Source organism: Acidicapsa borealis, from assembly GCF_059115245.1.
This window is the reverse complement of record NZ_JCACNY010000001.1, coordinates 940,066-964,478: the sequence shown is the minus strand read 5'-3', so window position 1 is coordinate 964,478 and position 24,413 is coordinate 940,066. Positions and strand designations below refer to the sequence as shown.

The 24,413-nt window shown below is 56.1% G+C and carries 28 protein-coding genes and 1 tRNA gene; 11 read left to right on the top strand and 18 right to left on the bottom strand.

Features of this window, described 5'->3' with window-relative positions; all coding sequences use genetic code 11:
* Positions 1 to 2: 2 nt before the first annotated feature.
* From AC5S27_RS04035 to AC5S27_RS03970, 14 genes are all read right to left on the bottom strand, one after another.
* A complete protein-coding gene (locus tag AC5S27_RS04035; protein ID WP_493933293.1) occupies positions 3 to 2,099 on the bottom strand; it encodes a type IV secretion system DNA-binding domain-containing protein in 2,097 nt (698 codons plus the stop codon).
* Positions 2,080 to 2,484: a hypothetical protein gene (locus AC5S27_RS04030; protein ID WP_493933292.1), complete on the bottom strand. Its 405-nt coding sequence runs from the start codon at positions 2,482 to 2,484 to the stop codon at positions 2,080 to 2,082. Before AC5S27_RS04030 ends, AC5S27_RS04035 begins: the two co-directional genes overlap by 20 nt.
* Before the next feature lie 208 nt (positions 2,485 to 2,692).
* Positions 2,693 to 3,019 (bottom strand): hypothetical protein, encoded by a 327-nt coding sequence (locus AC5S27_RS04025; protein WP_493933291.1) that lies wholly within the window; start codon positions 3,017 to 3,019, stop codon positions 2,693 to 2,695.
* Between the two features lie 23 nt (positions 3,020 to 3,042).
* On the bottom strand, positions 3,043 to 3,993 hold the full coding sequence (locus tag AC5S27_RS04020; RefSeq protein ID WP_493933290.1) for a RepB family DNA primase: 951 nt from the start codon (positions 3,991 to 3,993) through the stop codon (positions 3,043 to 3,045).
* Between the two features lie 68 nt (positions 3,994 to 4,061).
* A complete protein-coding gene (locus tag AC5S27_RS04015; RefSeq protein ID WP_493933289.1) occupies positions 4,062 to 4,457 on the bottom strand; it encodes a single-stranded DNA-binding protein in 396 nt (131 codons plus the stop codon).
* 578 nt (positions 4,458 to 5,035) lie between these two features.
* Positions 5,036 to 6,004, bottom strand: coding sequence for a TadA family conjugal transfer-associated ATPase (locus AC5S27_RS04010; RefSeq protein WP_493933288.1), 969 nt, complete (start codon positions 6,002 to 6,004; stop codon positions 5,036 to 5,038).
* Positions 6,001 to 6,798 (bottom strand): VirB8/TrbF family protein, encoded by a 798-nt coding sequence (locus AC5S27_RS04005; RefSeq protein ID WP_493933287.1) that lies wholly within the window; start codon positions 6,796 to 6,798, stop codon positions 6,001 to 6,003. Before AC5S27_RS04005 ends, AC5S27_RS04010 begins: the two co-directional genes overlap by 4 nt.
* A 237-nt stretch (positions 6,799 to 7,035) precedes the next feature.
* Positions 7,036 to 7,575 carry a hypothetical protein gene (locus AC5S27_RS04000; protein WP_493933286.1) on the bottom strand — a complete coding sequence of 180 codons (540 nt, stop codon included), beginning with the start codon at positions 7,573 to 7,575 and terminating at the stop codon, positions 7,036 to 7,038.
* A 16-nt stretch (positions 7,576 to 7,591) separates the two neighbouring features.
* Entirely contained in the window at positions 7,592 to 8,872 is a 1,281-nt protein-coding gene (locus AC5S27_RS03995) for a TrbI/VirB10 family protein (RefSeq protein WP_493933285.1), read from the bottom strand.
* Between the two features lie 2 nt (positions 8,873 to 8,874).
* Entirely contained in the window at positions 8,875 to 9,711 is an 837-nt protein-coding gene (locus tag AC5S27_RS03990) for a TrbG/VirB9 family P-type conjugative transfer protein (protein WP_493933284.1), read from the bottom strand.
* A 36-nt stretch (positions 9,712 to 9,747) separates the two neighbouring features.
* The gene (locus AC5S27_RS03985; protein ID WP_493933283.1) at positions 9,748 to 12,102 is read right to left on the bottom strand and encodes a VirB4 family type IV secretion system protein; all 2,355 of its coding nucleotides are present in this window, start codon (positions 12,100 to 12,102) and stop codon (positions 9,748 to 9,750) included.
* Positions 12,086 to 12,346 (bottom strand): VirB3 family type IV secretion system protein, encoded by a 261-nt coding sequence (locus AC5S27_RS03980; protein ID WP_493933282.1) that lies wholly within the window; start codon positions 12,344 to 12,346, stop codon positions 12,086 to 12,088. The genes AC5S27_RS03985 and AC5S27_RS03980 overlap by 17 nt, the downstream gene beginning before the upstream one ends.
* A gap of 13 nt (positions 12,347 to 12,359) precedes the next feature.
* A complete protein-coding gene (locus tag AC5S27_RS03975; RefSeq protein WP_493933281.1) occupies positions 12,360 to 12,761 on the bottom strand; it encodes a hypothetical protein in 402 nt (133 codons plus the stop codon).
* A 129-nt stretch (positions 12,762 to 12,890) separates the two neighbouring features.
* The gene (locus tag AC5S27_RS03970) at positions 12,891 to 13,901 is read right to left on the bottom strand and encodes a LysR family transcriptional regulator (RefSeq protein ID WP_493933280.1); all 1,011 of its coding nucleotides are present in this window, start codon (positions 13,899 to 13,901) and stop codon (positions 12,891 to 12,893) included.
* A gap of 324 nt (positions 13,902 to 14,225) precedes the next feature.
* On the opposite strand from AC5S27_RS03970, the gene AC5S27_RS03965 reads away from it, so the two are divergent.
* Both AC5S27_RS03965 and AC5S27_RS03960 read left to right on the top strand, forming a co-directional pair.
* A complete protein-coding gene (locus AC5S27_RS03965) occupies positions 14,226 to 14,450 on the top strand; it encodes a helix-turn-helix transcriptional regulator (protein ID WP_493933279.1) in 225 nt (74 codons plus the stop codon).
* Between the two features lie 44 nt (positions 14,451 to 14,494).
* The gene (locus tag AC5S27_RS03960; protein WP_493933278.1) at positions 14,495 to 15,700 is read left to right on the top strand and encodes a tyrosine-type recombinase/integrase; all 1,206 of its coding nucleotides are present in this window, start codon (positions 14,495 to 14,497) and stop codon (positions 15,698 to 15,700) included.
* Between the two features lie 6 nt (positions 15,701 to 15,706).
* On the opposite strand, the gene AC5S27_RS03955 is transcribed toward AC5S27_RS03960, so the two are convergent.
* Positions 15,707 to 15,783 (bottom strand) — tRNA-Val (locus AC5S27_RS03955).
* 347 nt (positions 15,784 to 16,130) lie between these two features.
* Here AC5S27_RS03955 and AC5S27_RS03950 point away from each other — a divergent pair.
* Entirely contained in the window at positions 16,131 to 16,790 is a 660-nt protein-coding gene (locus AC5S27_RS03950) for a CDP-alcohol phosphatidyltransferase family protein (RefSeq protein WP_493933277.1), read from the top strand.
* A gap of 40 nt (positions 16,791 to 16,830) precedes the next feature.
* Here AC5S27_RS03950 and AC5S27_RS03945 read toward each other — a convergent pair whose 3' ends face one another.
* On the bottom strand, positions 16,831 to 16,995 hold the full coding sequence (locus AC5S27_RS03945; RefSeq protein ID WP_493933276.1) for a hypothetical protein: 165 nt from the start codon (positions 16,993 to 16,995) through the stop codon (positions 16,831 to 16,833).
* A gap of 254 nt (positions 16,996 to 17,249) precedes the next feature.
* Between AC5S27_RS03945 and AC5S27_RS03940 the strand changes: the two genes are divergently transcribed.
* The 8 genes from AC5S27_RS03940 (at position 17,250) to iscX (ending at position 23,617) form a co-directional block, all read left to right on the top strand.
* On the top strand, positions 17,250 to 17,714 hold the full coding sequence (locus AC5S27_RS03940; RefSeq protein ID WP_493933275.1) for an RrF2 family transcriptional regulator: 465 nt from the start codon (positions 17,250 to 17,252) through the stop codon (positions 17,712 to 17,714).
* Positions 17,715 to 17,841: 127 nt separating this feature from the next.
* Positions 17,842 to 19,095, top strand: a complete 1,254-nt coding sequence (locus AC5S27_RS03935) for an IscS subfamily cysteine desulfurase (RefSeq protein ID WP_493933274.1) — start codon at positions 17,842 to 17,844, stop codon at positions 19,093 to 19,095.
* A gap of 112 nt (positions 19,096 to 19,207) precedes the next feature.
* Positions 19,208 to 19,630: a Fe-S cluster assembly scaffold IscU gene (iscU, locus tag AC5S27_RS03930; RefSeq protein WP_493933273.1), complete on the top strand. Its 423-nt coding sequence runs from the start codon at positions 19,208 to 19,210 to the stop codon at positions 19,628 to 19,630.
* A 78-nt stretch (positions 19,631 to 19,708) separates the two neighbouring features.
* Positions 19,709 to 20,128: a HesB/IscA family protein gene (locus tag AC5S27_RS03925; protein WP_493933272.1), complete on the top strand. Its 420-nt coding sequence runs from the start codon at positions 19,709 to 19,711 to the stop codon at positions 20,126 to 20,128.
* A 10-nt stretch (positions 20,129 to 20,138) separates the two neighbouring features.
* Positions 20,139 to 20,828, top strand: coding sequence for a Fe-S protein assembly co-chaperone HscB (hscB, locus tag AC5S27_RS03920; RefSeq protein ID WP_493933271.1), 690 nt, complete (start codon positions 20,139 to 20,141; stop codon positions 20,826 to 20,828).
* A gap of 38 nt (positions 20,829 to 20,866) precedes the next feature.
* Entirely contained in the window at positions 20,867 to 22,867 is a 2,001-nt protein-coding gene (gene dnaK, locus AC5S27_RS03915; RefSeq protein WP_493933270.1) for a molecular chaperone DnaK, read from the top strand.
* A 134-nt stretch (positions 22,868 to 23,001) separates the two neighbouring features.
* A complete protein-coding gene (locus tag AC5S27_RS03910) occupies positions 23,002 to 23,373 on the top strand; it encodes a 2Fe-2S iron-sulfur cluster-binding protein (RefSeq protein WP_493937266.1) in 372 nt (123 codons plus the stop codon).
* A gap of 25 nt (positions 23,374 to 23,398) precedes the next feature.
* A complete protein-coding gene (iscX, locus tag AC5S27_RS03905; protein ID WP_493933269.1) occupies positions 23,399 to 23,617 on the top strand; it encodes a Fe-S cluster assembly protein IscX in 219 nt (72 codons plus the stop codon).
* Positions 23,618 to 23,620: 3 nt separating this feature from the next.
* Here the strand turns inward: iscX and AC5S27_RS03900 are convergent, their stop codons facing one another.
* Positions 23,621 to 24,067: a PIN domain-containing protein gene (locus AC5S27_RS03900; RefSeq protein WP_493933268.1), complete on the bottom strand. Its 447-nt coding sequence runs from the start codon at positions 24,065 to 24,067 to the stop codon at positions 23,621 to 23,623.
* On the bottom strand, positions 24,064 to 24,369 hold the full coding sequence (locus AC5S27_RS03895) for a type II toxin-antitoxin system Phd/YefM family antitoxin (RefSeq protein WP_493933267.1): 306 nt from the start codon (positions 24,367 to 24,369) through the stop codon (positions 24,064 to 24,066). Before AC5S27_RS03895 ends, AC5S27_RS03900 begins: the two co-directional genes overlap by 4 nt.
* Positions 24,370 to 24,413: the final 44 nt, after the last annotated feature.

Below are 24,413 nucleotides of genomic sequence, written 5' to 3'. Positions count from 1 at the left end.
CGCTACATCTCCCGGATGTATTCAGGACCATGCACCTCTTCCTGTTCGGTGTTGGCATCAGCAACCACGATGGGAGTAGGGTCAGGCGCGGGCAGGCTCACTTCGCCGGCACGAGTAGACTCATTCCCATCTTGCTTGGGCCACGGAATGGGACTCTTCTCTAGGGCCAGAGGCGCATCGTTCGCCATCTCCCCTGCTGCGTTCGCAGCATTCTCCGGTTCCGGTTGCCCTTCGGGCGCGGAAGTCTTCGGAGAGCGGGGCTTCAGCGTATCGGGATCGAAGCTCATCTCGCCGTCCGGGGACCTACGGGGCAGGAATCCCGGTGTTGGCGTTGGCAGGTCCATGTAGTCAAATGCGAACCTGGCCACATTGTTGCCCAATTTCAAATAAGCATGGCGATCATCGAGCCCCGTGATCTCCGAACCCATCACAAGAGGCTCTATCTGGCGTTCCACGGTGAAGTTCTTGCCTGATCTTGAGCCATCGAACTTCGTCTCTTTGAGCCGTTCGATTTCGACCTTTCCGATGGCCTCCGATATCCATTCGGCGGCTTTGGGCTCCGCGGTCTTCATGAAGATTTTGGTGGCGGGCTGGGAAAGCATGACCTCGGCGAGGTGGCCGTAGATGACCTCAAGCTGGGCCTTGCCCTGGAAGCCCAACACCAACGGATTTTTCGACTTTCTGTTTTCGGTGATAGCCGTGTGGAGCTGCGGGAGCTTCTGCAAGCTCGCCAGCTCGTCGATCACAAACCAGACGGGTTTCTGCCCAGGCTGCGGCGCGGTGAGCAACCGCATGACGAGCAAATCTATCCACAGCGAATGCAAGGGACGGAGCGTTTCCCGCTCGGGCGGACGCGACGTAATGAAGATCCAACCCTTGCGCGTCTTGGCCCATGTCCGTGCATTCCAGACGGGCCGCTTCTCATCCTTTTGTGGTAAAAGCCGGAAACATTTAGCGACCAGGCCAAGGGACGAAAGGACACCGGCGCGCTGCGGGCCTGCCTTCCTATCTATATAGAAGGCCATTTCGGTTCCTTCTACCCGCTTCATCAACTCCGTGTCGTTCGCCATCCATTCGGCAAGCTGATGCGGTGTCGGCCCCAGCTTCAGCAGGTGCGCAAAGATTTGCGCGGGCGTCTGATGAAAGAACTCATCTTTGTCGGCAGTGGCCGGTTGATAGAGCGAAGCCGCAATAGCATCAGCCTCGGCATTCGACTCCATCTCCTGCGCCGGTCCCCAGTAGGGGCAGCGGGTGTCGAGCGGATTGAGAACGATGTCCCCGCGTCCAGCGTCGTAGAATCTCTGGATGTACTCGCACGCGGGATCGTAGACGATCGCTGAGTCTCCCCGCTGGCGAATCTGGCGAAGGCATTGCATTATTAATTGCGTTTTTCCCACTCCGGTATCGCCCATGAGCTGAAGGTGCTGTGCCTCTTTCCGCAACGGAATCCGCATCATTTTGTCTGATTCCGTGGTCTTGAAGCCGATGCCATCACCCTTCTGTACCTTGTTGAATTCCTTCGGCGAGAGCATGAGTGGGCCGCGCAGAACGCGCCCGTACTTCATCTGCCGGAACCGCTGGATGTCTTTTGGAATGGCAAACCAGAGCATCGCCAGCAGGCAAACACCACCTTCGATAAAGCTGATAATGAAGACGCCGAGCAGCCCCTTGCCGTCGAAGACGGCATAGCGTAGCCAATGATTCATTGCGGCATCCGAGAGCTTTTGGCTAGGCCCACGAAATGGAAAACGGTAGCCCTGCGTCTGTGCCAACTCCGACAGTGTGAACGGAACGACTTTGCCGTCTGGGAGCGTCATCTGCCCTCCGGCGAAGTCTACCGGCAGAGCGAGACGCGGCTTGGGCCTGCCGCCGCCGAGATACAGGAGCCGGTAGGAGCTATGCGTATGGACGGCGGCTCCAACCCGGGCGCGGATGTACTCGGTGATGTAAGACTGCTGCAACGGAGACAGCGAGAAATGAAGCCGCTGCCAGACAAACAGCACCGTGCAAAGCAGGGCCGTTGCGATGGCCGTGTAGCTGATGACCGGAGCGTGCGGCGGCCAAAGGATCGTCTCTTTTCTACCCCATTGCGTTGCCATCGTTAGCGCTCCTTCCAGCATTCTGCGTGTACTGTTGCATCACGTCTTGAGCGGCCTTGTGCTTCTCTTTGCGAACCATCGTCATCGCTTCGGTGATCCACGTTGGCGATACCTTTTCACCCAGGATGAGGGGCTTGATGAGATTCACTAGCAGCATTCGCGTGGCTACCAATTCTGTGAAGAGAGCTTCGCTGGCAGTGGCCCCCGCTGCATCGAGAAGCACATGACGCGACCATTCGCGTAGCGTGGTTCCGTCGCTCTGAGCTGCCGCATTGAGCGTGGCGGCCTCTTCCTCGGTGAATCGGATGGCTACACTACGTACACGCGAGGGCCGGCCTATTCGCTGTCTCAATCGTTCTTCAAGCTTCAATGTTCCGTTTGTCATTGGGCTGCTCCTATGACTTCTAACCTTGTTTCCGCCCGGAAACAAGGTGTTTCCGGGCGGAAACGGAATCCCTCTAAGTCGCTGTGGCGAAAGATGTTTTCGCCGGGAAACATTGACCTTGCAAAACACCACCCTGGAAGGGATCAAGTGTCAATATTCTTCCGGTGCGCAGCACCGTCGTGGCGTTGCTACAGATTTGGGCGGGGGATCATGCCTTCGATCCCCCCACACCAGCCGGGGTTTGCAACTGCGAATGCGTAGCATTTGCAGGCTTCTTTGCGGGTGCCTCCGTTGCATCCAGAGCAGGAGCCTTCCGGATACGAAGCGTCGATGCAACATGCCGCGCTTCCGGCGTCTTCAGATAGTCCTGGAAGTCGCGATCTTTCGAGAAAACATAAGCCAGTGCCTGCTCCACCACATCATCCGCAGATGCATGGATGAACGCGGCATACTGATCGACTTGAGTTGCGGTTGAATCGGTCAACCGGATGGAAGCACTTATCTGACGGGTTTGGGTTACTTCAAGTAGAGGCATTCGATTCTCCTTTAAGTGTTGAATCAAGCGATTCTTCTGCGAGAAACCATGCGCTGTGCTGTGCGCGCAATCTCGTGCGCACGAGCAGAGCAAAGTGAGGGTGCAATCTCAAAGCGGCGGCGAACTTCGAGCATGGTCACGACATCGTCAATGCGGATCCCTTCGGCCAGCCACAATCGGGCCGACGCTATGTCAACCGTCCGTTGCGCATAGTAGAGAGGATTGGGTTTGTCGGATCGGCGAGAAGCCAGTTCTCGCGTGACTTTCATGGCATCCGTACCGTGAGCAAGCTCATGCGAAACCCAAGCCCAATCGGTTTCGGAATTACTGTGCTTTCCTGGCTGCCTTTGTGATCCAGTCGCATACCGATACGGCATGGCACCGACAGCGACAGGATCAATCTGAAAATCTGCGGGAGTCCACACCGATTCACAGAGATATTCGGCAGTGACAAGGTGCACAGGATCGTACTTGCGATTGAAAAAGCCAGGGACTCTTAGAACTCGATTACGGTCCGTGCAAGCCGGATCGCCGCCGAACGCAATGGCGAGCTGTTTCAAGATAGTCTCTTGGCGCTCGAAGTCGAATCCTGCGACTTGCCAAAGCACCTGATACTTCCCAGGCGAGGTCGACACAATCACGCTGGGCTCGGGTACGCCAGCTGACGCCTTTATCGCAGCCAGGCAGGTGTCTCCATCGGTATCGAGATCAATATACAGATGTCGGACCAAATCGATGTTTTCTTTCGTCCTCTTCCGACTGCCGGCACGGAGCGGATTGGCAGCGACATAGACGTTGGCTCCGCCAGCATTCTCATGGGCGAGCCAAGCGAGATAGCGTCGCGATAGCACGGTTTCGAGCCTCACGATTCGCTGTGTAACCTTCATCGGATTCTCATTCCGCAAGAGCAGTGCGATCGTCTCCTCAGGAGAGAAGCATCGGGTCAGGAACTCGTGGGCTGATTTCAGGTTCATTGCAAGACCCTCGACAGTAGTGGAAGCCCGGCGTCCGCCGAGCTTCCGTTAAAGGGAAAGAAAGCGGCCTATGCGGCCGCTTCCTCCTGCGGAGCATCTTCCTGCTCCTGGTCTTCGGTGCTGGCCTTGGCGGCCCGATCCAGCTTGAGAATCGAGCTCACCCGGATCTCCCAGATGGTCTTCTTCTCCGGTTGCTTCTTGCCGACCTTCTTGGGCTCGTATTCCCGGCTGCGCAACTCGCCTTCGATCTGGATATGAGCGCCCTTCTTGAGCGTGCCGGCGAACTCTCCGAGCTTGCCGAAGACAACGCAACGGTGCCATTCGGTGTGCTCGATGTACTTGCCGTCTTTCTTGTAAGAGCTCTTGGTTGCGAGCGAGAGTGTGGTGAGGCTGCGATCGTTGTTGGTACGAACCTCTGCGTCGTTGCCGAGGAAGCCGATGAGGGTGACTTTGTTCTGGTACATGGTGGTGATCTCCGTTTCGTTGAATTTCCCGTATCCTGCTCGGGTCACCCTTCACGCAGGTGAGCGAGTGGGCCCGGCTCCCAAGTGCCAAGGAGTGCTTTCCTGGAGGGGCCCGGAAGAAGTTTGAGCGGTGCTCTTTGCCGCAGCTTTCAAACTTGTTCTGGGAGGTCCCGGGACCCCACAGGGGCGCTGTAATCGGGGTCCCCGGCAAGCCTGTTGTTGGCTTGTTGGGGTGGTTAGGCGAAGCAGAACGACGCCGAGCCGCAGGGCGCCGGATAGGACCCGAAGCGTGACCCCGAGTAGAGGACGGGATACGGGACGGAAGACTCCTCGATGCACCGAAGTCACACTTCCCTTCCCGGCTACTTGAGGTCGTTGGCATCGCAGCCATAATTCGAGTGCAATGAAGCCCGGTTAGAGACGGCTTCGAGTACCCTCTGTTGCGGCCTCGAAAGCTCGGAATCGGCACGCTGGGCGCTTTCAGAGACGAGTTGGGCTGTACAGCCGGAATATCGGCATATCGGAACATCGAAGTGACCTCGGATTCGGATTCGATTCTCTAGCTGGATTGCCAGCCTTTAGGCGGCGGGAGCACGATAGATGTCCTCCGTTTGGAAGCTTTGGTCCGCATGGGTGTAGCCGTTTACTTTCACAAGCTCGCGGACTCGACGCCGGCCTGTCTGGTCTCGTTCGCAATACAAAACGAAATCGATTGCCTCTGCAGTCTCGGAGCGTATGAAGGCATGATTCAGGTTGGCCCGTGCACTCAGGGCCAGGTTGGAGAGGCGATTCAGGGCGTCCCAAGCCGATTTTGCGTGAATGGTGGACAGAGTTCCACCATGCCCGGTGTTCATCGCCTGAAGCAGGTCATAACCGCATTCATTCCGAATCTCTCCCATGATGATGCGATCCGGACGATGACGTAGCGCCGCCGCTAAGAGCTCGCTTGGAGTGATTGCAACCTGGCCGGGAATTGCTTCGACCGCTTCCCATCGAACTGCATTTGGATGTAACACTTTCAACTCCGCAGGTTGTTCAATGATGCATAGCCGTTCATGCAAAGGAATGTGATCCAGGAATGCCTTCATCAAGGTTGTCTTGCCCGAACCGGTTCCTCCACTGATGATGCCATTCTTCTTCTCGAGGATCATTTCGATGACGACGTCACGAACACCGATAGGAAGACTGCCGGATGCGATCAATTGATCCGACGTATACCAGTGATTAAACTTGCGAATTGTCATCGTAACGCCATGGATAGATGCCGGAGGTCCTACGACAGCAACACGTGATCCGTCCGGGAGCCGAGTGTTCAGAATGGGGTTCTGGTCTGATAGGTTCTGGCCAAGCTTCCGAGCAATCTGCTGGGTCGCTGCGAGCAAAGTTTCTGTGGTCAAAGCGCAAGCGAGAGGTATCGGTTCAACCACGCCATTTCGATCCGCAAAAATGCCGGTTGTGCCGTTGATCATGAGGTCAGAAATCGTGGTGTCGAGAATGAGCCTCTGCATCTCTTCCGGAAAGAAGCCGAGTACAAGATCCCAGCTCATCGATTCACCGCCTTTACGGCAGGAATGATTCCCGCAGGAGTTGTCGCGTCCAGAGGCGAAGCGGAAGGCTCGATAGGTTCTACAGACAATCGATTCTCATGGAACTCAGTAATCGTGAGACCGAGCGGATTGATGGTTTCAAACTGAGGATAGCTCTGGGCTGCAACGCTGACTTGAGCCGGGTTTAGGTAGTAAGTAACGGAGAGCGTCCAGTGCTCCTTACGCGGCTGACGGGAGTTCCGAGGTGAATAGATCTTCGTGATGTTCACAAGCGCCGTCCCACGGGCTACGGCCGAGTCTTTAATCGTCTCTTGCGACATCGACGTGATGGTGACTCCATCGATCTCAACATCGTTCTGTTCAATCTGGTTTGCCAAGACCTGCGAGACCAGGTGCATTGCATTGTCATCCGCCATGTAACGGTTGGCGAGTTGGGCTGACAAGAAGTAGTAGTTCATTGGGTATTTCTTCGAAATGGTCTCCCGGTTGATTGTGTATCGATAGTTGGCCCAATCGGTAAGGTAGGTTCGGACCTCGCCCTCTCGGGGCGAGTAGGCCAGATCCGAATACTGAATGGCGGTCGCCTTACCCATCTCGTCAATCCGAATGTAGCGGTTCTGGACGGGCCGATGGGCGAGTGCAACGATCACTCCGAACGAGCCGACAAGAAGTACGCTCCCTGCCGCGATCACCAGTCGGCTTAGTTTGCGTTCAGCATAGAAGCCAACATACTTCTCATTGGCAATCTCATCGGTTAGCAGGATCTGGTCCGATGTTAAGCTCTCAGATTTCACGTTGCCTCCTTGGAACGACAATCCGATGCGGATGGTAGGTGATGAAGTCTGGTGAAAAGGGTTGGTGTGGTTGCGGATTCAGAAGTCCTCCGCGTTGCAAGACGAGGCCGTAGATTGCCCAGGCCAAAAGAGCGAGTACAGCAATCTGCACGAGGAACAATAGGAACTCAGCTAGCCAGCCAATGATAAATCGGAGCCGGCCCGGAACGGCGAAATAGGAATGAATCGTTGTAAGCATTACGCCCCCATAGCCGCAGCCCTTACGATCAGAGCTTCAGCGACTTGCATGACCCGTCCAGCAGCACCCGATCCACCGCCAAAGAGCGTCTGCGTGATTGTCGGTACCATCGTCATATTCAGGATGAAAGCGATGAAGATGGCAATGACTCCGTAGAGGTTTGCAATCCACATGGGGAGTGAGTAGTCCCCGTTGAAGGTCTGCTGTAGGAAGGCCACTAGAAATCCCGACCACACAAAGATGAAGGCGGCTGCGACGGCTCGAATCATGGCGAAGCTGACCAGCACATCGACGAAGTTGTACGTCGTGACTGCCTGCAGATAATCCTTGTCAGCGGTCGCTAGCAGCTTGATCGTGTTGGCAAGCTGCTGCTGCCAGGTAGCGCTGTCCTTCACTTGTTGAGCAATCTGTTGCAGTGCATGACCTGATTGCACAGGGTCGACAAAGGTCCCGCCGAACTGGGCGTGACCAGGCAGGGCGGTGAGGGCAAGGAGAGCGGCCACTAACGGGCCAATCCAATTTCTGATAAGTCGTTGCATGATGAACTCCTTTTGATCAGATTGCGGGTTCGACGCGGTGTTCGGCGTAGGAGGGGATGAGGAGGTCACGGCCAATGTAGACCCGTGCCCGAGAACCTTCCTTGAGCGTGATGATTGGAAGGCGATTGAGAAAGTGATTCAGGATCTGCTCGGCCTCTTCGCTCGATTGGGACGTAATGCCGTTCCGTATCTGGGCCGAAGGATCGAGAATGTTGTTATTTCCGACTTGCGCCAGACCTGCCAATCCGCCAATCGCTGCGGCTACAGCGAAGGTCTGAAAATAGCGGTTGTCGACTTTGCTTGCGAGGCCGGTAGTGCCGAGGGGATCGAGACCCGCAAACTTGTTCAGGTCAACCGAAAAGCCGTCAGGGCAGATCGCACGATGGAACGAGACAACCATCTTCCGGGCTTGACTTGAATTGACGGCCTGAACGCTGCCCACCAACCTTGTCCCCTGGGGCAACAAGAGCTGTTGATGGTCGTGCGAGTAGTAGTCCGTCGTGAGCATAAGCAGAATGGGCCCGGACAGGCCGCCGTCAATATGGTTGGTGACCACTCCCTCGAACACACTCCCTTCGAAGACTCGATAGAGCTTGCCATCGTAATCATCGAAGTCATACTTATCGATCGCATCTTTCGAATCAGACTTGAGGGCGACGGCTGCCTCCGGTTCTGACTTCGACGCCGGACTCTGCTCGCCCTGCTGACCGTTCGCAGCCGGTTTCGGCGCAGGCATAGAAGCGGCGGAGACCTCTGGTGGCGCAGTTTCGCCCGTCGTCCGTGAGAAGTCTACGGCGAGTGTGCCACTGTTCAGTGCATCCTGATGTTGCTTCTCCCGTGCAAGCGCCGCTTGTTTTCTCTCAGCCTGGCGCTCAGACATCTGCGAGGTTGCTTGCGGCGCGTCCGGATTGTTCGATCCATAGAGAGCCGCCCGTTGCGCAGCCGTCATCGGCGGTGCATTCGGCGACTCAGGACCTGGGGTCTCTGCTGGCTGAAGCTGTGCGAGCAACGCAGCGGTCGCGGCACGTTGCTGCTGTTCTTCCTGGTCCTTCTTCGCGACTTGTTCTTGCTGGGTTTCGAATGTGTTGACCTGTTGTGGATTCGCAACAGCGGGGCGAGTCGTCATCTGGCTCTTGGCCGGCAATGCCTTCTTTCCTGCGTTCACAACGCTCGATATGACGAAGACAAGCAAAATGAAGAAGAGCAGGATAAGCAACGGCTGCTTCTTGTTGATTGGTGCCGATGCCTGGGGCTGCTCCGGCACTGTTGCTGGGGGAGTAATGGGTGTCTCTGCCATGGCTAGTTCCCCGCCTTGGACTGTCGGAAGTCCACACGCTGCTTGCCGATCGACAGATAGCCCTGCGCCACAGTCTTCGGAATGGTGTACAAGCCATTGGCAAAGTCATAGTTGATGAGCGAGCCTTTGCCATCCTTCAGTTCATAGAGTGCAGGGGTTTCCTGGAACTTGCCTCGCAAGTAGGTGAACTTGTCATCCCGCCATATCTGCTCGATCCCAAGCAAGGTCCCCTTTTTCTGGTCCCACACGTAATCGAACCGCAGAGTACCCGGATAACTGGCCTTAAACGTCTCCATTGCCGTGGCAACGGACTTGTGCTCTGCCTCCGCAGCCTTTCGAGCGTCTTCGGCCTCCTTCTTCAATTGCGCTTCTTTAGCCTCAGCCTCGGCAGCAGGAATGAAGACTGGCGCTTTGACGATGTTCTCCGCAGCCTTTGGATCGCTCGATGAAACGTAGATCTTCGAATCGAAATGAGGATTATCCTTATCACTCGAGATCTCTCGCAATTCGATCGTGTATTCGTTGTTGTGGTCAGACACGATATGGAGGTCGGTCGAGCTGTCCGCAATTTTCGGTTTGATGGATACGTAGCGGCTAGCCACATGCCCTGCATCGATGACCCAACTGACAGTGTCGCCACCAAATACCGTCGCGACTTTCTCTTCAGCCGGCAGTTCGATGAGCGTCGACTGCAGCAGACCGGCCCGAACCACGGGAGGTGCCGACCCGTCTGCAATGACAACGGTGCGTGGAGCGTTCGGTTCGAGATGGGAAGTTTGAGCGTAGGTCGCCACTGGAACTACCAGGGTGGCGATAAGGATAGAGGTGCGTAGATGCATGCCTGATCCTCCTAGAACAATGTTTGTGGAACCTTGCTAAGCACTTTCGCCTTGGGCGAAACGCTCGATGCCTTCATGAAGTCCGTACATCTCGACCAGCTTCGAACGCCGAACCTTGTCCTTAGGCTTGGTCGAAAACTTTGCATAACTTCGAGCGTCAAGATTGAGTGTGATGACCTTTGTGATCCCGTCTCGACGCACATAGAGCCCTTCGCGCGGACGCAGGCTCTCGAAGAGGTCGAGCTGATGCACAGAGAGCTTGAATAACTCGCCATAGAACTTGCGGTTGAACGTAGCGTCCGGAAGAAACAAGAACGACGTGCAGGAGTTCACAATCGAATCTGCGTTCTCTCCGAGATCGTTGGCGGATTGCCCTATCAGCGTTACGCCGCCAAGGTGCTTTCGCACTGTCTTGATCGAAGCGAGGGCACCCTCAAGCAGCTGCTTGTTCTTCATGTTCGAGAAGATCTCTTCAATCAAGACATGCTTCGGCACACCTAGGTTTTGCGGATCGTAGACGATCTCGTCGATGCGACGCAGGATCCAAACCATGAGGGGCTCGATCAGATCGGCATACTGCTTGTTGTTGACACCCTGGAAATCGAAGCACTGCAGACGAGACAGACGCAGGCTGTCCTCGGCGTTATCAAAGATCGCATGATAGACGCCGTGATCCTTCCACTTCGCCATGTACCGATCAAGATGCTTGGGAAGAGTAAGATTTCCAAGCCTGCGCATCCCTTGCGGCAGGTTGTAGATTCCTTTGACAGACTTGAAAACATCGTCATCGTCTTCAGGTCCAATGGTCGCGCCGGAGTTCGTAAGCAAGAGCTTGATGAATGAGTGGAGGAAAGCTACGTTGCTTTCTGTCGGTTCCAGTGCAAATGGGTTGATGTGTGGTCCATCTTTTCCCACCCGATCGATGCGGCCCTTATAGAGTTCGACAACGCTTTCGTAGCTGCCTCCAATATCAAAAATGAAGGTGAAGCCACCATACTTTTGTTCCAGGCTCAACATCTGATTCGCATGAACACTCTTGCCTGTGCCCGTCGGCCCGATGATGAGTTGCACCCGTACGCCGTTCACATACGCATCTTGGAAGTAGGGCGTCCGTGTTCGGGTCTCAAAGATGTTCAGATACTCCGCGTCGAGGTCGTCCGAATGAAGGTTACCGAGATGTGGGGCAAAGATGCTGGAGAGCCGGGCATGATGATCTTCCCTCAGCCAGAGGGGATAGACATTGAACTGCCGGTTGCCAGGGAACATCGCGTAGAAGGCAGAGAGATTGCCGTAGGTCTCTTCCATGATCGGAGCGCGAGCATCCACAAAGAGGCGATGAACTGCTGGCGTTGCAGCACGTAATTCCTCGGCGGAGCCTGCCGACAAAAGCAAGCGCAGTGCATAGTCGCCCTGGCTCAACTTGTCGAGCGACGAAACGACCTCAGCGAGATTGTCTACATTCCCTGTAACCGCTTTGGCCGTTGCTGTCGCTTCGAGCGGTGCGGTATTCCTCCCGCTCATCAGTCGCTGAAAGGGTGAGAGCTTGAAGAACTCAAGAAACTTCTCCTGACTTGTGACTTCCTTGCGGGTCGCGTGATCGGGTTGAGGTCGCCAAACCGAGCATAGGATGCTGTCGCAATCAAGCTCCATCAGATTCGTGAAGAGACCCGGCCGGGATATTTCCGGCGTATTCATCAGTGGAAACATCTGGACGTAGCGGCGTCCGATCCGGAGGTAGTCGCTATGCCATTCAACCGGTGATTGAACCAGTTGTCTGTCAACGCCTGCGTCTGACCGAAGATGAACCCCTGAAGCCCACTCCTCAAGGTTGAAAAGATGGCTGAAGAACTGAAAAGCTTGCTGCTTGCTGAGAAGCTTTAAGCCGATCGAATCGCTCATGTGCGATTCAAGGATGATGGCCGCCTTTTCGAGCTCGAGTAGTTGATGATCGGTCGCTCGTCTCTGCTCCTGCGGCTTGCGACTAAGCAGCTTGCTGGTATCCGGTTCGATCGTGAGGCACCAGTGAAGGTCGATCCTGCGAAATCGAGCGGTTCGATTGAGGAACTCAATGCGATCGTTTGCGAAAACCTCGGTGATCGGATCTGGATAAACATCCTGCCTAGGAAGATCGAAGCCGGCCATAACGCGGGTGTACTGGTAGAGGCAAGCACCCTGCGGTAGACCGCGTAAAGAGGCTTGGACGCCACGGACACGAACGTCCAAGTCTTCATCTGTTCGACTCTCCATGTCGATTCCTGCCAACGAGAACAGGCAACCATAGCCACCAGCCTTGAGCGCAAAAATACTGTCCCCGACAAAGTGCGAGATCGGCATGATTCCACTCGCAGCTCTTGCCGTGGTAAACCACGGTGCATTATTTGCGCGGGTCATAGTAGCTCCTTTGCTTCAGGCTCAAGGTCCAGAGTTGAAACATCTTTGGGTGTTTACGGACGACCAGCCATGCACCGATCAGCAATGCTGGGAAGGCGAAAATGGCGAGCCATTTGAAACCAGCGAGGAAAACCGTCACCGTGACGAAAACAATGGACATCCACGCTGACAGTTCGAGACCTAATTTGGTCCTGGGTCGGTTCAGTGCGCCATTGATTGGTAACGGTTCTCCACGCTTGGTCATGTCGATGCACCTCCTACATCGACTGTCCGGTTAGGGAGCCAATCCAACCAGCACCCCAGCCGAGCACTCCGGCACCGAACAGCGCACCGAAGAGTCCTGGAATAGCATCTTGAAAACGACCGCTAAGCATCCTTATTCCGGCGAAGATCAGACCGCCGAAGCAGATAACGGCACCCGCATAAATCGCGAAGGTTTTGAATGTGCCCATCAACGTTTGGGCACCTGAGAAGTCCATGGTTCCTTGTGCGTGAGCTACTCCCGCAAAGGAGAGCGCGACAATCGTCGGCCCAATGAAACGGACAGCACGATTAAGTTGAAGGGTGAAGGCAAGGTGTCTCACTCGTCTGTAGAAGGAGACGAAGAGATCACGGCTGACGGTATTCCTGTAGAGAGTGAAGCGGCTCTTGCAAAGCATCGGCACCTCCACCGACTGGTCTCAGCCGGGGTATGCAACGATCATTTGGCAAGTTTGTTTTTGCGTCTAATACTTCCTATTTATCGGCCGATAATTCGGGATTATCGGTCCCGCTTATCCATCGTGAAATCAGACAATTTCCTCTGAAAAAGACAACTGAACCGGCGTCCTTTCTGCCGGTTCAACCGCTGTTTTCGTGACAACACTCTGAGCCGAATGGACTAGGGAAAGCGCCGTTTTTCTATCAGCCTTCATGATTTGTCGCTTAAGAGTTCTTACCAGCGGAGGAAGGTTCCTAGGGTAAGTGTCTTTGCGATAGATGATGGCAGTGTCGACTGTCCAATCGACGCCAACGATTGGCCGGGAAACCAAGCCATCGATCAGCACCGTCCCCTCGCGAATGAGGGCGAGACCATGCCCCTCGCGGACCAAACTCTGCAGCTCCGACGGATGAGACGCACGTGAAAAGTCCTCTACAAAAATCCCCACATCACTCAGGAGTTCTATGAGCCTCTTGTGGGCATCCGGATGACGCTGCGGATGGTAGAAGATTGTCAGATTATCGACAAGATCCGAAGGCTGGATTGCAGCCTTCGCAGCGAGCGGATGATCTTTTCTCAGGCAGACGACTATTCTTTCCCGTCTAAGCTCTTCAATGTGCAAGTTTGGGTTTGCGAGAGGCAAAGTAACGATCGCAGCGTCGACGAGACCTGATAGCACTTCCTGAGCGAGTTGATTAGTGTCACCGTGTGTTGGCCTTACAACACATTCAGGCAGAACTTCCTTGTGCAGCTTACACAACCCGCGAAATACACTCTCATTTACGAGAGGCGTCGAGCCTAAGCGAATTGCGTTGATCTCCTCTCGTTCGATGGCCACGATTGCGTCAATCACTTCATCTCGAAATTCAAGTAAGCTGCGGGCGAGAACGATGAAGGCCATGCCGGCTTTCGTCGGAATGATTTGACCACTCTTCGTTTTACGAAAAAGGTGCACTGAAGCGTTGTCTTGAAACTGTCGCGCCTGCACCGTCAAGTTCGGTTGCGATGTAAAGAGTTCTTCTGCAGCGGGTCGAAAACCACGCTTCTCAAGAATCTTCAGCAAATATCGGAAATGACGAAATTCAGCCCAATCGTACATAGCCCTCCAACTCAGACAACCAAGAGCGATGCGTTTAGGGACGGAAATCCACAATCCGCCTGTGGAAATCTTGCCAGCGGGCAACCGAAGGCGCAATAAAAGTTATGCGTTTCGGCCAAAATTACGCCAAGACTGACGCGGGGCGAGTATGCCCGCTCGTCACAATTGCTGACTAACCTTCGAAATATCTAGAAGATGCAAAGCCCGATAACTGTCGATTATCGGCCGATAAATGCGAAGTATTGGACGTCGTTAGCTTGACACGACACGCTGTTTCTAATCGGCATCACCTGCCGGTGTTTATTGACGAAACGGAGATGATGTATGGCCTCAATGCTTGCACAGACAGATCCTCTTCTCACTGTTGATGACGTCGCCGAACGGCTCAATGTAACCAAGGACTGGGTCTGGGATCATTCGTCTCGAAAAGCCCCGTACCTGCCCGTTATTCGAATCGGTGATGGCACCTTGCGGTACAGGTTTAGCCAGATTGAAGAATTCGTCAATGAACGCGAACGGCTTTCCGTCCTGCGTCGCAAACGCCGATAAAATGAAAATACCCACTGTTTTCCCCCACAGAAAACGAGAAACCAATGGGTAGATCGCACCAGGCGGGATGGGTGGTCTTACGCGGGAAGCGCTGGTATGGGTATTTCCGTCAAGAGCGACTCAATCCTACGACAGAGGAGACTGAGGCCAAGCCGGTATGCGTTCGCCTCGAATTGAAAACCAAGATGACAAAGTCCGAAGCGCGAACCGCGCTAAGGGCTGAAATCTTGAAGCGAACAAAGCAGGTTCCCGAAGGTACTGTTCTGCGAGATGGAACCGTTTCCTTCGGCTGGTTTGTTCGTGAGCGCTACATCCCTCTTCGTGAGGGAGATTGGCGACCGGAGACGGCGAAAGTGAAGATCATTCAGATCGAGCAAGACCTGCTAGCGAAATTCGAAAAAGATCCACTCGACTCGCTCGACAGGTTCACGATGCAACGACACCTGAATGATCTGGCGGAACGGATGTCCCAGGACCGAGTCAAACAGGCTCGTTCCTACCTGATGTCCATCTTCGACGAAGCTATAGAGCAAGAGTTCCTTTTGAAGGATCCGAGCCGGAAGCTGAAGGTCCCCAAAAATCTCCGACCGAAAGACAAACAGGTTCTCACCTGGGAACAGATCTGGGAAGCACTCAGACATTTGGGCAGAAGAGACAGGCTTATCGTAACTCTTGACTTGACCGAAGCTCTGAGACCCAGCGAGTTGTTCGCTCTTCGCTGGCGCTCTTTTGATGACAGGGAGACCCTCACGATCACCGAAACCGTGTACAAGGGAAATATCCGGCCGTATGGCAAAACGGACGGAAGTCTAACCGACGTACACCTTCCACCCGCGCTCACGGAGGAACTTCGTCTCTGGAAGAGTGAGAATCCAAAAGCTCGACCGGACTCTTTCATCTTCCCCAATACTCGGGGAGGATTTCTAGACACAAAGAACTACCGCAATCGCGTCCTTATGCCCTTGGCGGAGAAGTTGGGAGTGCCGAAGGTCAACTTCCAGATCCTGCGCCGCACCATGGCAACACAAGCTCAGAGCATGGGGTCAGTGAAGGACATCCAAGCGCACCTCCGGCATGCGAAGGCTGATACCACCGCCAACGAGTACATGCAGGAGTTACCGGAAAGCGTGAAGACGATGGTCGGATCGGTCTACGCGATGATCAAGAAGGGAGGAAATTCCGAACAAGGTTTTGGAGATTTGCTACCAAATGCTACCAAATCGTCCGAAGCAACTTCTGTAAGTTATTGAGAAATATGGTAGGCACGAGGAGACTCGAACTCCTGACCTCTACCGTGTCAAGGTAGCGCTCTAACCAACTGAGCTACGCGCCTGCAATTCAACCTTTTTAGTTTAGCAGCAAGTTCGCTTGCGGACCAAATTCCTGGTATCACGGCCTCTGAGTTCCCTCCTTCAGAGGAGCATGGTTCGGACAAGCACAGAAGCTGGCCGCGTTGTGCCATCCAAGGATGGGAAGCCTGGCCTGGAGGCAGGTGGCCGTGTGCAGGGAAAGCACTGCGCAGGAAGCGCTGCATGCACATTCCAGTCTTGGACTTTACTGGCAAGAAATTGACAGAAGAGGGAAGGGTTCACAGTCATGGAGAGGACTGGATAACTCTTCAACTTCTTGCTGGAAATCAAGATGGGCAGCCCTTGTCATACTGCGTTAACATGCTTGGTGATGAGTACCAGCCCAGATATCACCAGTTTGAACATGCACGCCGTCGCGTCAGTGCGGCGGGTCAATCCGTTGCGCACAGCGCCGAATCTCCTAACGCTGCTCCGGGTTTGCCTTGCGCCATTTCTTGTTGTGGCTGTACTGGAACGCCGGTTCGGGCTGGCTTTTGGGCTATTCATCGTTGCCGCCTTTACCGATGCCATGGACGGACTGCTGGCGCGCTGGCTCGAGCAGCGCACGATGCTGGGCCAGTACCTCGATCCAGTGGCGGACAAGCTTCTGTTGAGTTCGCTCTTCCTGGTGCTCACGCACATGGGCATCCTGGAGCCTCGCGTCACCGTAATGGTCTTTGGCCGCGACCTGGGAATGCTGCTGGTGGCGGTGATTCTCTACGCGACAACCAGCCTGCGCGATTTCCATCCTTCCCTGCTGGGTAAGGCGAACAGCTTCTGCCAGGTGCTGGCAATCGGAGTTGTGCTGCTCAGCCAGTTCTACGCACAGCCGTGGGTCGTCGCGGCGCGGGTCGCTGTGCTGGACGCGACGATCTGCTTGACCGTCGTTTCCGGCTTTCATTACGCCTGGGTAGCTTCGCAGCGGATAGGCGTGGCGATCAACTCCGAGCCCACCGGCCCATCTGGCCGAGATCAGCAGGGGCGGCCGTAATCACCGAGCTCCAGCGCGATCGTTGAGGGAAGTTCAGGTTTTATTCCGCATCCGGCTCCTGAACGGCACTGCCCTTTTCTTCGATCTCCATATCGCGGAACTCATCGGAGTCGAAGACCTCTCCGCATTCCACGCATTCGACGTACTCCGCATCTTCCGTGCGAGAGACGATCCGGACTTTGGGATGTTTGCAGGGACTCGCCATGTAGGGTTTTGACCGTTTTGTTCAGGAGGCCTTTCCGCCAGATTGTACCGAGCCTTGGCAGTTTGTCAAAGCAAGTTTTGGTGGGCACAGCCGAGTTTTGAGAAAGATTCCTCAGGAATTGATACGTTGGGCTGAAAACCACGGTTCCAGCCCATCAATCCGGGTTGGCGGCAGGCTGTGATTATCTTTGCAGGCCATTGAATTCGTAGTCAAAGTAGACGTACACTAATATAGGACCATAGGGGTCGCACTTTATGCTGAGGCTCACCAAGAAAGCGGATTACGGCCTGATGGCGCTCAAGTACCTTGCTGAGCACCCCGAGACGCCGTCGGTCAGCGCCAAGGATATTGCCGACACGTACGGCATTCCCGCGCAGTTGCTGGCCAAGGTGCTGCAGCGGCTGGCCAAAGTGGGACTTCTGAAGTCGCATGCCGGCATGAATGGCGGATACGGGCTTGCCAAGCCATCTCCCAGCATCACCGCCTTTGAGGTCATTCACGCCATCGATGGGCCGCTTTTCATCACCTCGTGTGTCAAAGGCGCGAAATCCTGTGACGTGGAACCAAACTGCACGGTGAAGGAACCGCTGGCTCGCGTAAATGAGAGCATCGCAGCAGTGTTGAAAAGCATCTCTGTATATGATCTGGTCGATCACGAAACGGCGTCGACACGCGCCGCGCAATTACATCAATTGGTGACGCTGCAACTCACCATGTAATGAAAGTTTTAGGGTATCTTTCCGCTGCTGGTGACTGTTCCCGCGCGGTTAGCTGACAGAGGAAAGTTTTGGAGAGCCGCCGGCGACCGGTCAGGCTCGCAACAGCAGGTTTGAAGTGGAGAAGAGTATGAGCACAGTCACTACCAACGTTGAAGTTCCAGCAGGCGTCACCCTGCCCATCTACATGGACAACCACGCGACGAGTCCGATGGACCCGCGTGTACTCGAAGCCATGATTCCCTTCTTCACCGAGAAATTCGGAAATGCGGCAAGCCGCAATCACTCCTTCGGCTGGGACGCCGAGCAGGCCGTCGAACACGCCCGCGAGCAGATCGCAAAGCTCATTGGAGCCTCGGCGCGCGAGATCATCTTCACCTCCGGCGCAACCGAGAGCAACAACCTCGCCATCAAGGGCATTGCCGAGATGTACAAGGAGCGCGGCAACCACATCATCACCCAGGTCACCGAGCACAAAGCGGTTCTGGATACCTGCAAGCGCCTCGAAAAGTACGGCTATCGCGTGACCTACCTGCCGGTGAAGGCCGATGGCCTGATCGACATGGAAGACCTGAAGCGCGCGATCGATGACAAGACCATTCTTGTCTCCATCATGGCCGCTAACAACGAAATCGGCGTTATTCAGCCGATCGCCGAGATCGGCAAGCTCTGCCACGAGAAGGGTGTGATCTTCCACACCGACGGTGTGCAGGCTGTGGGCAAGATTCCGATCGACGTGAACGCCATGAACATCGACGTGCTGTCGCTGACGGCGCACAAGCTCTATGGTCCAAAGGGTGTGGGCGCGCTGTATGTTCGCCGCCGCAACCCCCGGGTGCAGATTTCGGCGCAGATTGACGGCGGCGGCCACGAGCGCGGCATGCGTTCCGGAACGCTCAACGTGCCCGGCATCGTCGGTCTGGGCAAGGCCTGCGAAATCGCCGGCCAGGAGATGGCCGCCGAAGCAGCGCGCCTGACCAAGATGCGCGATCACCTCCGCCAGAAGCTCGAAGCTGAGCTCGATTACATCGAGGTCAACGGCAACATGGAGCATCATCTGCCCGGCAACCTGAACATGAGTTTTGTCTACGTCGAGGGCGAAAGCCTGCTGATGGGCATCAACGATGTGGCGGTTTCGAGCGGTTCGGCCTGCACTTCGGCCACACTCGAACCCTCGTATGTGTTGAAAGCACTGGGTTTGGGCGATGATGTAGCGCACAGCTCGATCCGGTTCGGTCTGGGCCGCTTCAACAACGAAGCCGAAGTGGATTACGTGGCAGACAAGGTCATCAGCATCGTCAAGAAACTTCGCGAGCTGTCTCCGCTCTACGAAATGGTCAAGGAAGGCATCGACCTGACTAAGATTGAATGGGCGGCTCACTAAGGCGCATTTGACCGGGATGCTGCTCAAACAGCATCCTGTATGTGGTTTTCTTCATCCAACAGAATGTCAGTAAGGTTTGCAACCGTAGTTAACGACCTGAGGAGGTCACCCAATGGCTTACAGCGATAAGGTAATCGATCACTACAACAATCCCCGCAACGTCGGCCAGATGGACAAGAGCTCCGATGAAGTTGGCACCGGCCTAGTTGGCGCACCGGAGTGCGGTGACGTCATGCGCCTTCAGATTCGTGTGAATCCGGAAACGCAGATCATCGAAGAAGCCAAGTTCAAGACCTTCGGCTGTGGCTCTGCCATCGCCAGCTCGTCGCTCGCGACCGAGTGGGTCAAGGGCAAGACTGTTTCCGAAGCCCTGGAAATCAAGAACACCGACATCGTGAAGGAACTGGCTCTCCCGCCGGTCAAGATTCACTGCTCGGTTCTGGCTGAGGACGCAATCCGCGCCGCCATCGGTGATTGGAAGAAGAAAAATGGCGTTGCCGAAGCTGCAGAAGCAGTTGCGGTCGCCGCACACTAAGTTTGCATCACGGCAGAGCCCGCATCGCCTCAAAACTACTGGCATGTGGGTTCTGCGGTTTTAGGAAAGCAGAAGAAAATGCAGGACTTTGTCACAATCCAGGCCCCGGGCGCTCCCCAGCAGGAGCAAGCTCCGCTTCCCTCCGCTGCAAAGCCGACAGGCGCTGCGAAGGGGATCGAAGTAACTCCCCGCGCTCTGGATAAAATCCGCAGCGGCATGGATAAGGAAGGCATTTCCCCGGAACAGGGCGGTTTGCGCCTCGGCGTGCTGGGTGGCGGATGCTCCGGTCTTTCCTACAGCATCAAGTTCGACACGCGTCCTCGCGAGCGAGACCGGGTATATGAGTTCGACGGTGTCCGTCTATTCGTCGATCCTAAAAGCTTTGTTTACCTGCACGGCATGACACTCGACTACGAGCAGTCGCTGATGAAGCAGGGCTTCAACTTCATCAATCCCAACTCCCACCGCTCCTGCGGATGCGGCTCTTCCTTCTCCTAAAATCAAAGACATGCCCACTGAAGCAAACACTTCCGCAGCCTGCTGGGCATGCGGTGTAGCTCTTACGTCCTCTGCACTGTTGTGCCCTGCCTGCGGTAAGGTGCAGTCTGCCTCAAACGCAGACTACTTCCAGGTCTTCGGACTTCAGCGAGCTTTAGCCGTCGACACCGCGGCTTTAGAGCGTGAGTTTCACCGCTTGAGCCGCAAGCTGCATCCCGACCGTTTTGCCCGCGCCTCCGCCGAAGAACAACAGTGGAGCCTGGCCAACACCGCCCTGCTCAACGATGCCTATCGCACCCTCAAAGAGCCCATCACGCGTACGGAATATCTGCTCAAGCTCGAAGGCCTGCAGATCGGCGAGGAAAACTCCGGCAAGAGCAAGTCCGCCGACCGCCATCCTCCAGCCGATCTGCTCGAAGAAGTCTTCGACCTGAATATGCAGCTCGAAGAGATGCGCATGAATCAGAAGATGGGCGAAGACGATCCAAACCTGCAGAAAGATCTCGCTTCAGCCCGCACTCGTTTTGAAACGCTTCTGGCTGCCGTCGATAGTGATCTCGCTGCAAAAGGCGCGGAATGGGACGCCGGGGATGCGGCAATTCGCGATGGAGCCGCAAAGGCCATGGCCGCACTGCTCGACCGCCGCCGCTACCTGCGCAACCTCGTCCGCGACGTCAATGAAGTCCTTGCAACGGCTTAAAATCAAGCCAGACATAGAAATCCAGGAATACGCAAATCATGCCCGAATCCACTGCCCCCGAACGCGTTATCGGAATCGACCTCGGCACCACCAACTCCCTCGTTGCCTACATGGAAGGCGACAAGCCGGTGGTGATTCCCGGCGTGGACGGGTCGAATCTGGTGCCCTCAATCGTCGCTTTAGACGTCGTTGAGCCGGGCGCGGAATCAACGCGCGCCACCGTAACCGTTGGCAACTCCGCCCGCCGTGCCCTCATCGAAACCCCGGAGCGGACGATCTACTCCGTCAAGCGCCTCATGGGCCGCGGCCTCGAAGACGTCGAAGAAGAGCTGAAGCTCTTCCCTTTCCGCCTGGCTGACGACATCGAGCCCGGCGAAGTCCTTCGTATCCGTCTCGGCGACAAGACCTTCACGCCCTCTGAAATCTCCGCCTACGTCCTCCGCCAGCTCAAGCGCAACGCTGAGCGCTATTTCGGCGCTGAAGTGAAGAAGGCGGTCATCACTGTCCCCGCCTATTTCAACGACGCGCAGCGCCAGGCCACCCGCGACGCCGGACGCATGGCCGGGCTCGACGTGCTGCGGCTGGTCAACGAACCGACAGCAGCGGCCCTCGCCTACGGTCTCGACAAAGCCCAGGACGGTCCCCAAGTAGCCAGTACCGTAGCGGTCTATGACTTCGGCGGCGGCACCTTCGACGTTAGCGTTCTCAAGCTCAACGACGGCATCTTCGAAGTCATCGCAACGAATGGCGACACCCATCTCGGCGGCGACGACATCGACAACCTCCTGCTCGCCGTCGCACTCGACGAAATCCGCAACGAGCACGGCGTCAATTTGCGCCAGCAACCCGACGCGATTCAGGCACTCCGTAAAGCCGTCATCGAAGCAAAGATCACGCTCTCCTCGGAAGCCTCCGCGAAGTTCGACATTGAGCTGCCCTCGAAAGATGGCGTCGCCGATCGCTACCAGCGCGAAATCCCCCGCGAAGTCTTCGAGCAGCTCATCGCACCCATCCTCGCCCGCACCGCTGCTCCCTGCAAACAGGCGCTGGCCGACGCCGGCATCACTCCGGACCAGATCGACGAAGTCGTCCTCGTCGGCGGATCGACCCGCATTCCGGCGGTTCGCGTGCTCGTCGATCAGGTCTTCGAACTGAGCAAGCGCGGCAAGCAGCCCCACACCGAGCTGAACCCTGACGAAGTCGTGGCTCTCGGCGCGGCGGTTCAGGCGGGCATTCTCGCTGGCAGCTCCACCACCACCGACGAACTGCTCCTGCTCGACGTAACACCCCTTTCCCTCGGCATCGAAGCCCTCGGCGGAGTCGTCGCGCGCATCATCCAGCGCAACTCGACCATCCCTGCCTCAGCCACCGAGCACTTCACCACCGGCGTCGAAGGCCAGACCAATGTCGCCATCCACGTCCTTCAGGGCGAGCGCGAACTGGCCTCTGACTGCCGTTCCCTTGCTCGCTTCGACCTCAAAGGCATCCCGCCCATGCCTGCTGGTCTGCCGCGCATCGAGGTGAAATTCCTCATCGACGCCAACGGCATCCTGCAGGTCACCGCCCGCGAGCAGCGCAGCGGCCTCGAATCCCAGATCGAAGTGAAGCCGACCTACGGCCTCACCGACGAGCAGGTCGAAACCATGATCCTCGACTCCTTCGACCACGCCGAGAACGACTTCGCCGCCCGACAGCTCATCGAAGCCCGCCTCGACGCCGACACTATCCTCTCTGCGGTCGCCAAAGCACCGGAAAGCCCCGCATGGCAGTTGATCTCCGACGAAGAAAAGGTCAAGATTGAAGCGGCGCGGGTGCACCTCATCGCAACCAAGCCCAGCGATGACCTGGAAGCGATTCGCACGGCTACGACTGCACTGGACCAGGCCACGCGGAATTTCGCAGAGAAGATGATGGAAGCCGCAGTCTCCGGAGCCATGCGAGGCAAGACCATGCAGACCGCCGGAGAAGAGCTCGGCCCAGCCGCCGACAGCCCTGAAATCCACGCGCCGCATCCCTTTGCACGCGCAGAATTCGACTAGATCGCAGTAAAACGGATTAAAGTAAGACAAGCGGAATCGAGAACAATATGCCAGATATCTCCCACAAGCCCGTCAATCCCACCGTTCCCGGCGACACCACCATTGAAGCCTCAGGGGACGACTCCCTCGATAACATGGTGGCGGTCACCTTCCTGCCCGAGGGCAAGGTAGTCCAGTTCGAGTTCGGCACCATGCCGTATGACCACCACGGCAAGCCGATGTCGATCCTCGACGTGGCAGAGAATTACGACATTTTCCTCGACCACGCATGCGGCGGCGTCTGCGCATGCACCACCTGCCACATCTGGGTGAAGGAAGGCGATGGCCTGAGCGAAGCCGAGGACGACGAAATCGACCGGCTCGACATGGCTGCCGACCAGCAGCTCAACTCGCGCCTCGGTTGCCAGGCCGTCATCACCAAGCCCGGCAACTATGTCGTCGAGATCCCCAGCTGGAATCGCAACTACACCTCAGAAGGCAAGCCACTCACGCTCGCCGACAAGTAACCGCTTTCAGCTCGGAGAAAACTAGATGCCCCGCGAAATTCTATGGACCGACTCCGAAGAGATCGGCATTCAGCTGCAGGAAAAGTTTCCAGACATCGATCCACTGACCGTCCGCTTCACCGACCTGCACAAAATGGTTACGGAGCTGGAGGGCTTTGCCGACGACCCGGTCAAGTCCAACGAAGGCCGGCTCGAAGCAATCCAGATGGCCTGGCACGAAGAGTATCTCGACGCCCAGGGATGAGTTCTAAGGCAGGATAAGCCCCGGTTCCAGAGTGAATCCTGACTGGGCGGCGGCCTCCGAAAGCCTGCGATCCGCCGTGAGAAAAGGCAGGCCGTTCGGCTTGCCTTCGCACCATTCCATGGCAGCAGCTAACTGAAGCGCGTCTGCCGCACGCAAAGGATATTTTTCGAGAACCTCAGCAGCCACCGTTTTCACTTTGGCGGTCGGCTTGATCGCGAACCATCGTGATGTCAATCCTTCGAGCTGCAACTTGGCCTGCTGGAACTCGTCGGGTGTAACAACGCCAGCACGTTTTACACGAGTCATTGCACTCAGAATGTCGACCGATGTTCCCCACCAGACCGTAATGGTGTAGCGGGCTATGAGACTCTCAGACTGACGTGTGAACGGCGGTTGATCGATGCACAGAGGCACCAATACGCTCGCATCCCAAAACGCATCCGCAATCATACCCGGTCAGCACGCTCTTCTTCCCAGAATGCGGCCATAACCTCCCGAGAGATTGGCCGACTCGGAACGACTGGATTCGGGACAAACCGAGGCTCCCCCGCAGTGCGCTGCGGTGGCTCTATTACACCCTTTGCAATCAGCCGTTTTGTTCGCTCCGAATAATCGGAATCGGCCATGTCGATCGGCACAATGCGAGCAATCGGCCGGTTGCGGTCGCAGACCAGCACCTCTTCCCCACTGCTCACCAGCCGGAGATTTGCGCTGAGATTGGCTTTCAACTCACTGATTTTGACCGTCTTCATAGCAACACCCTATCAGAACATGACCTACTTGACCATGTTCCAAG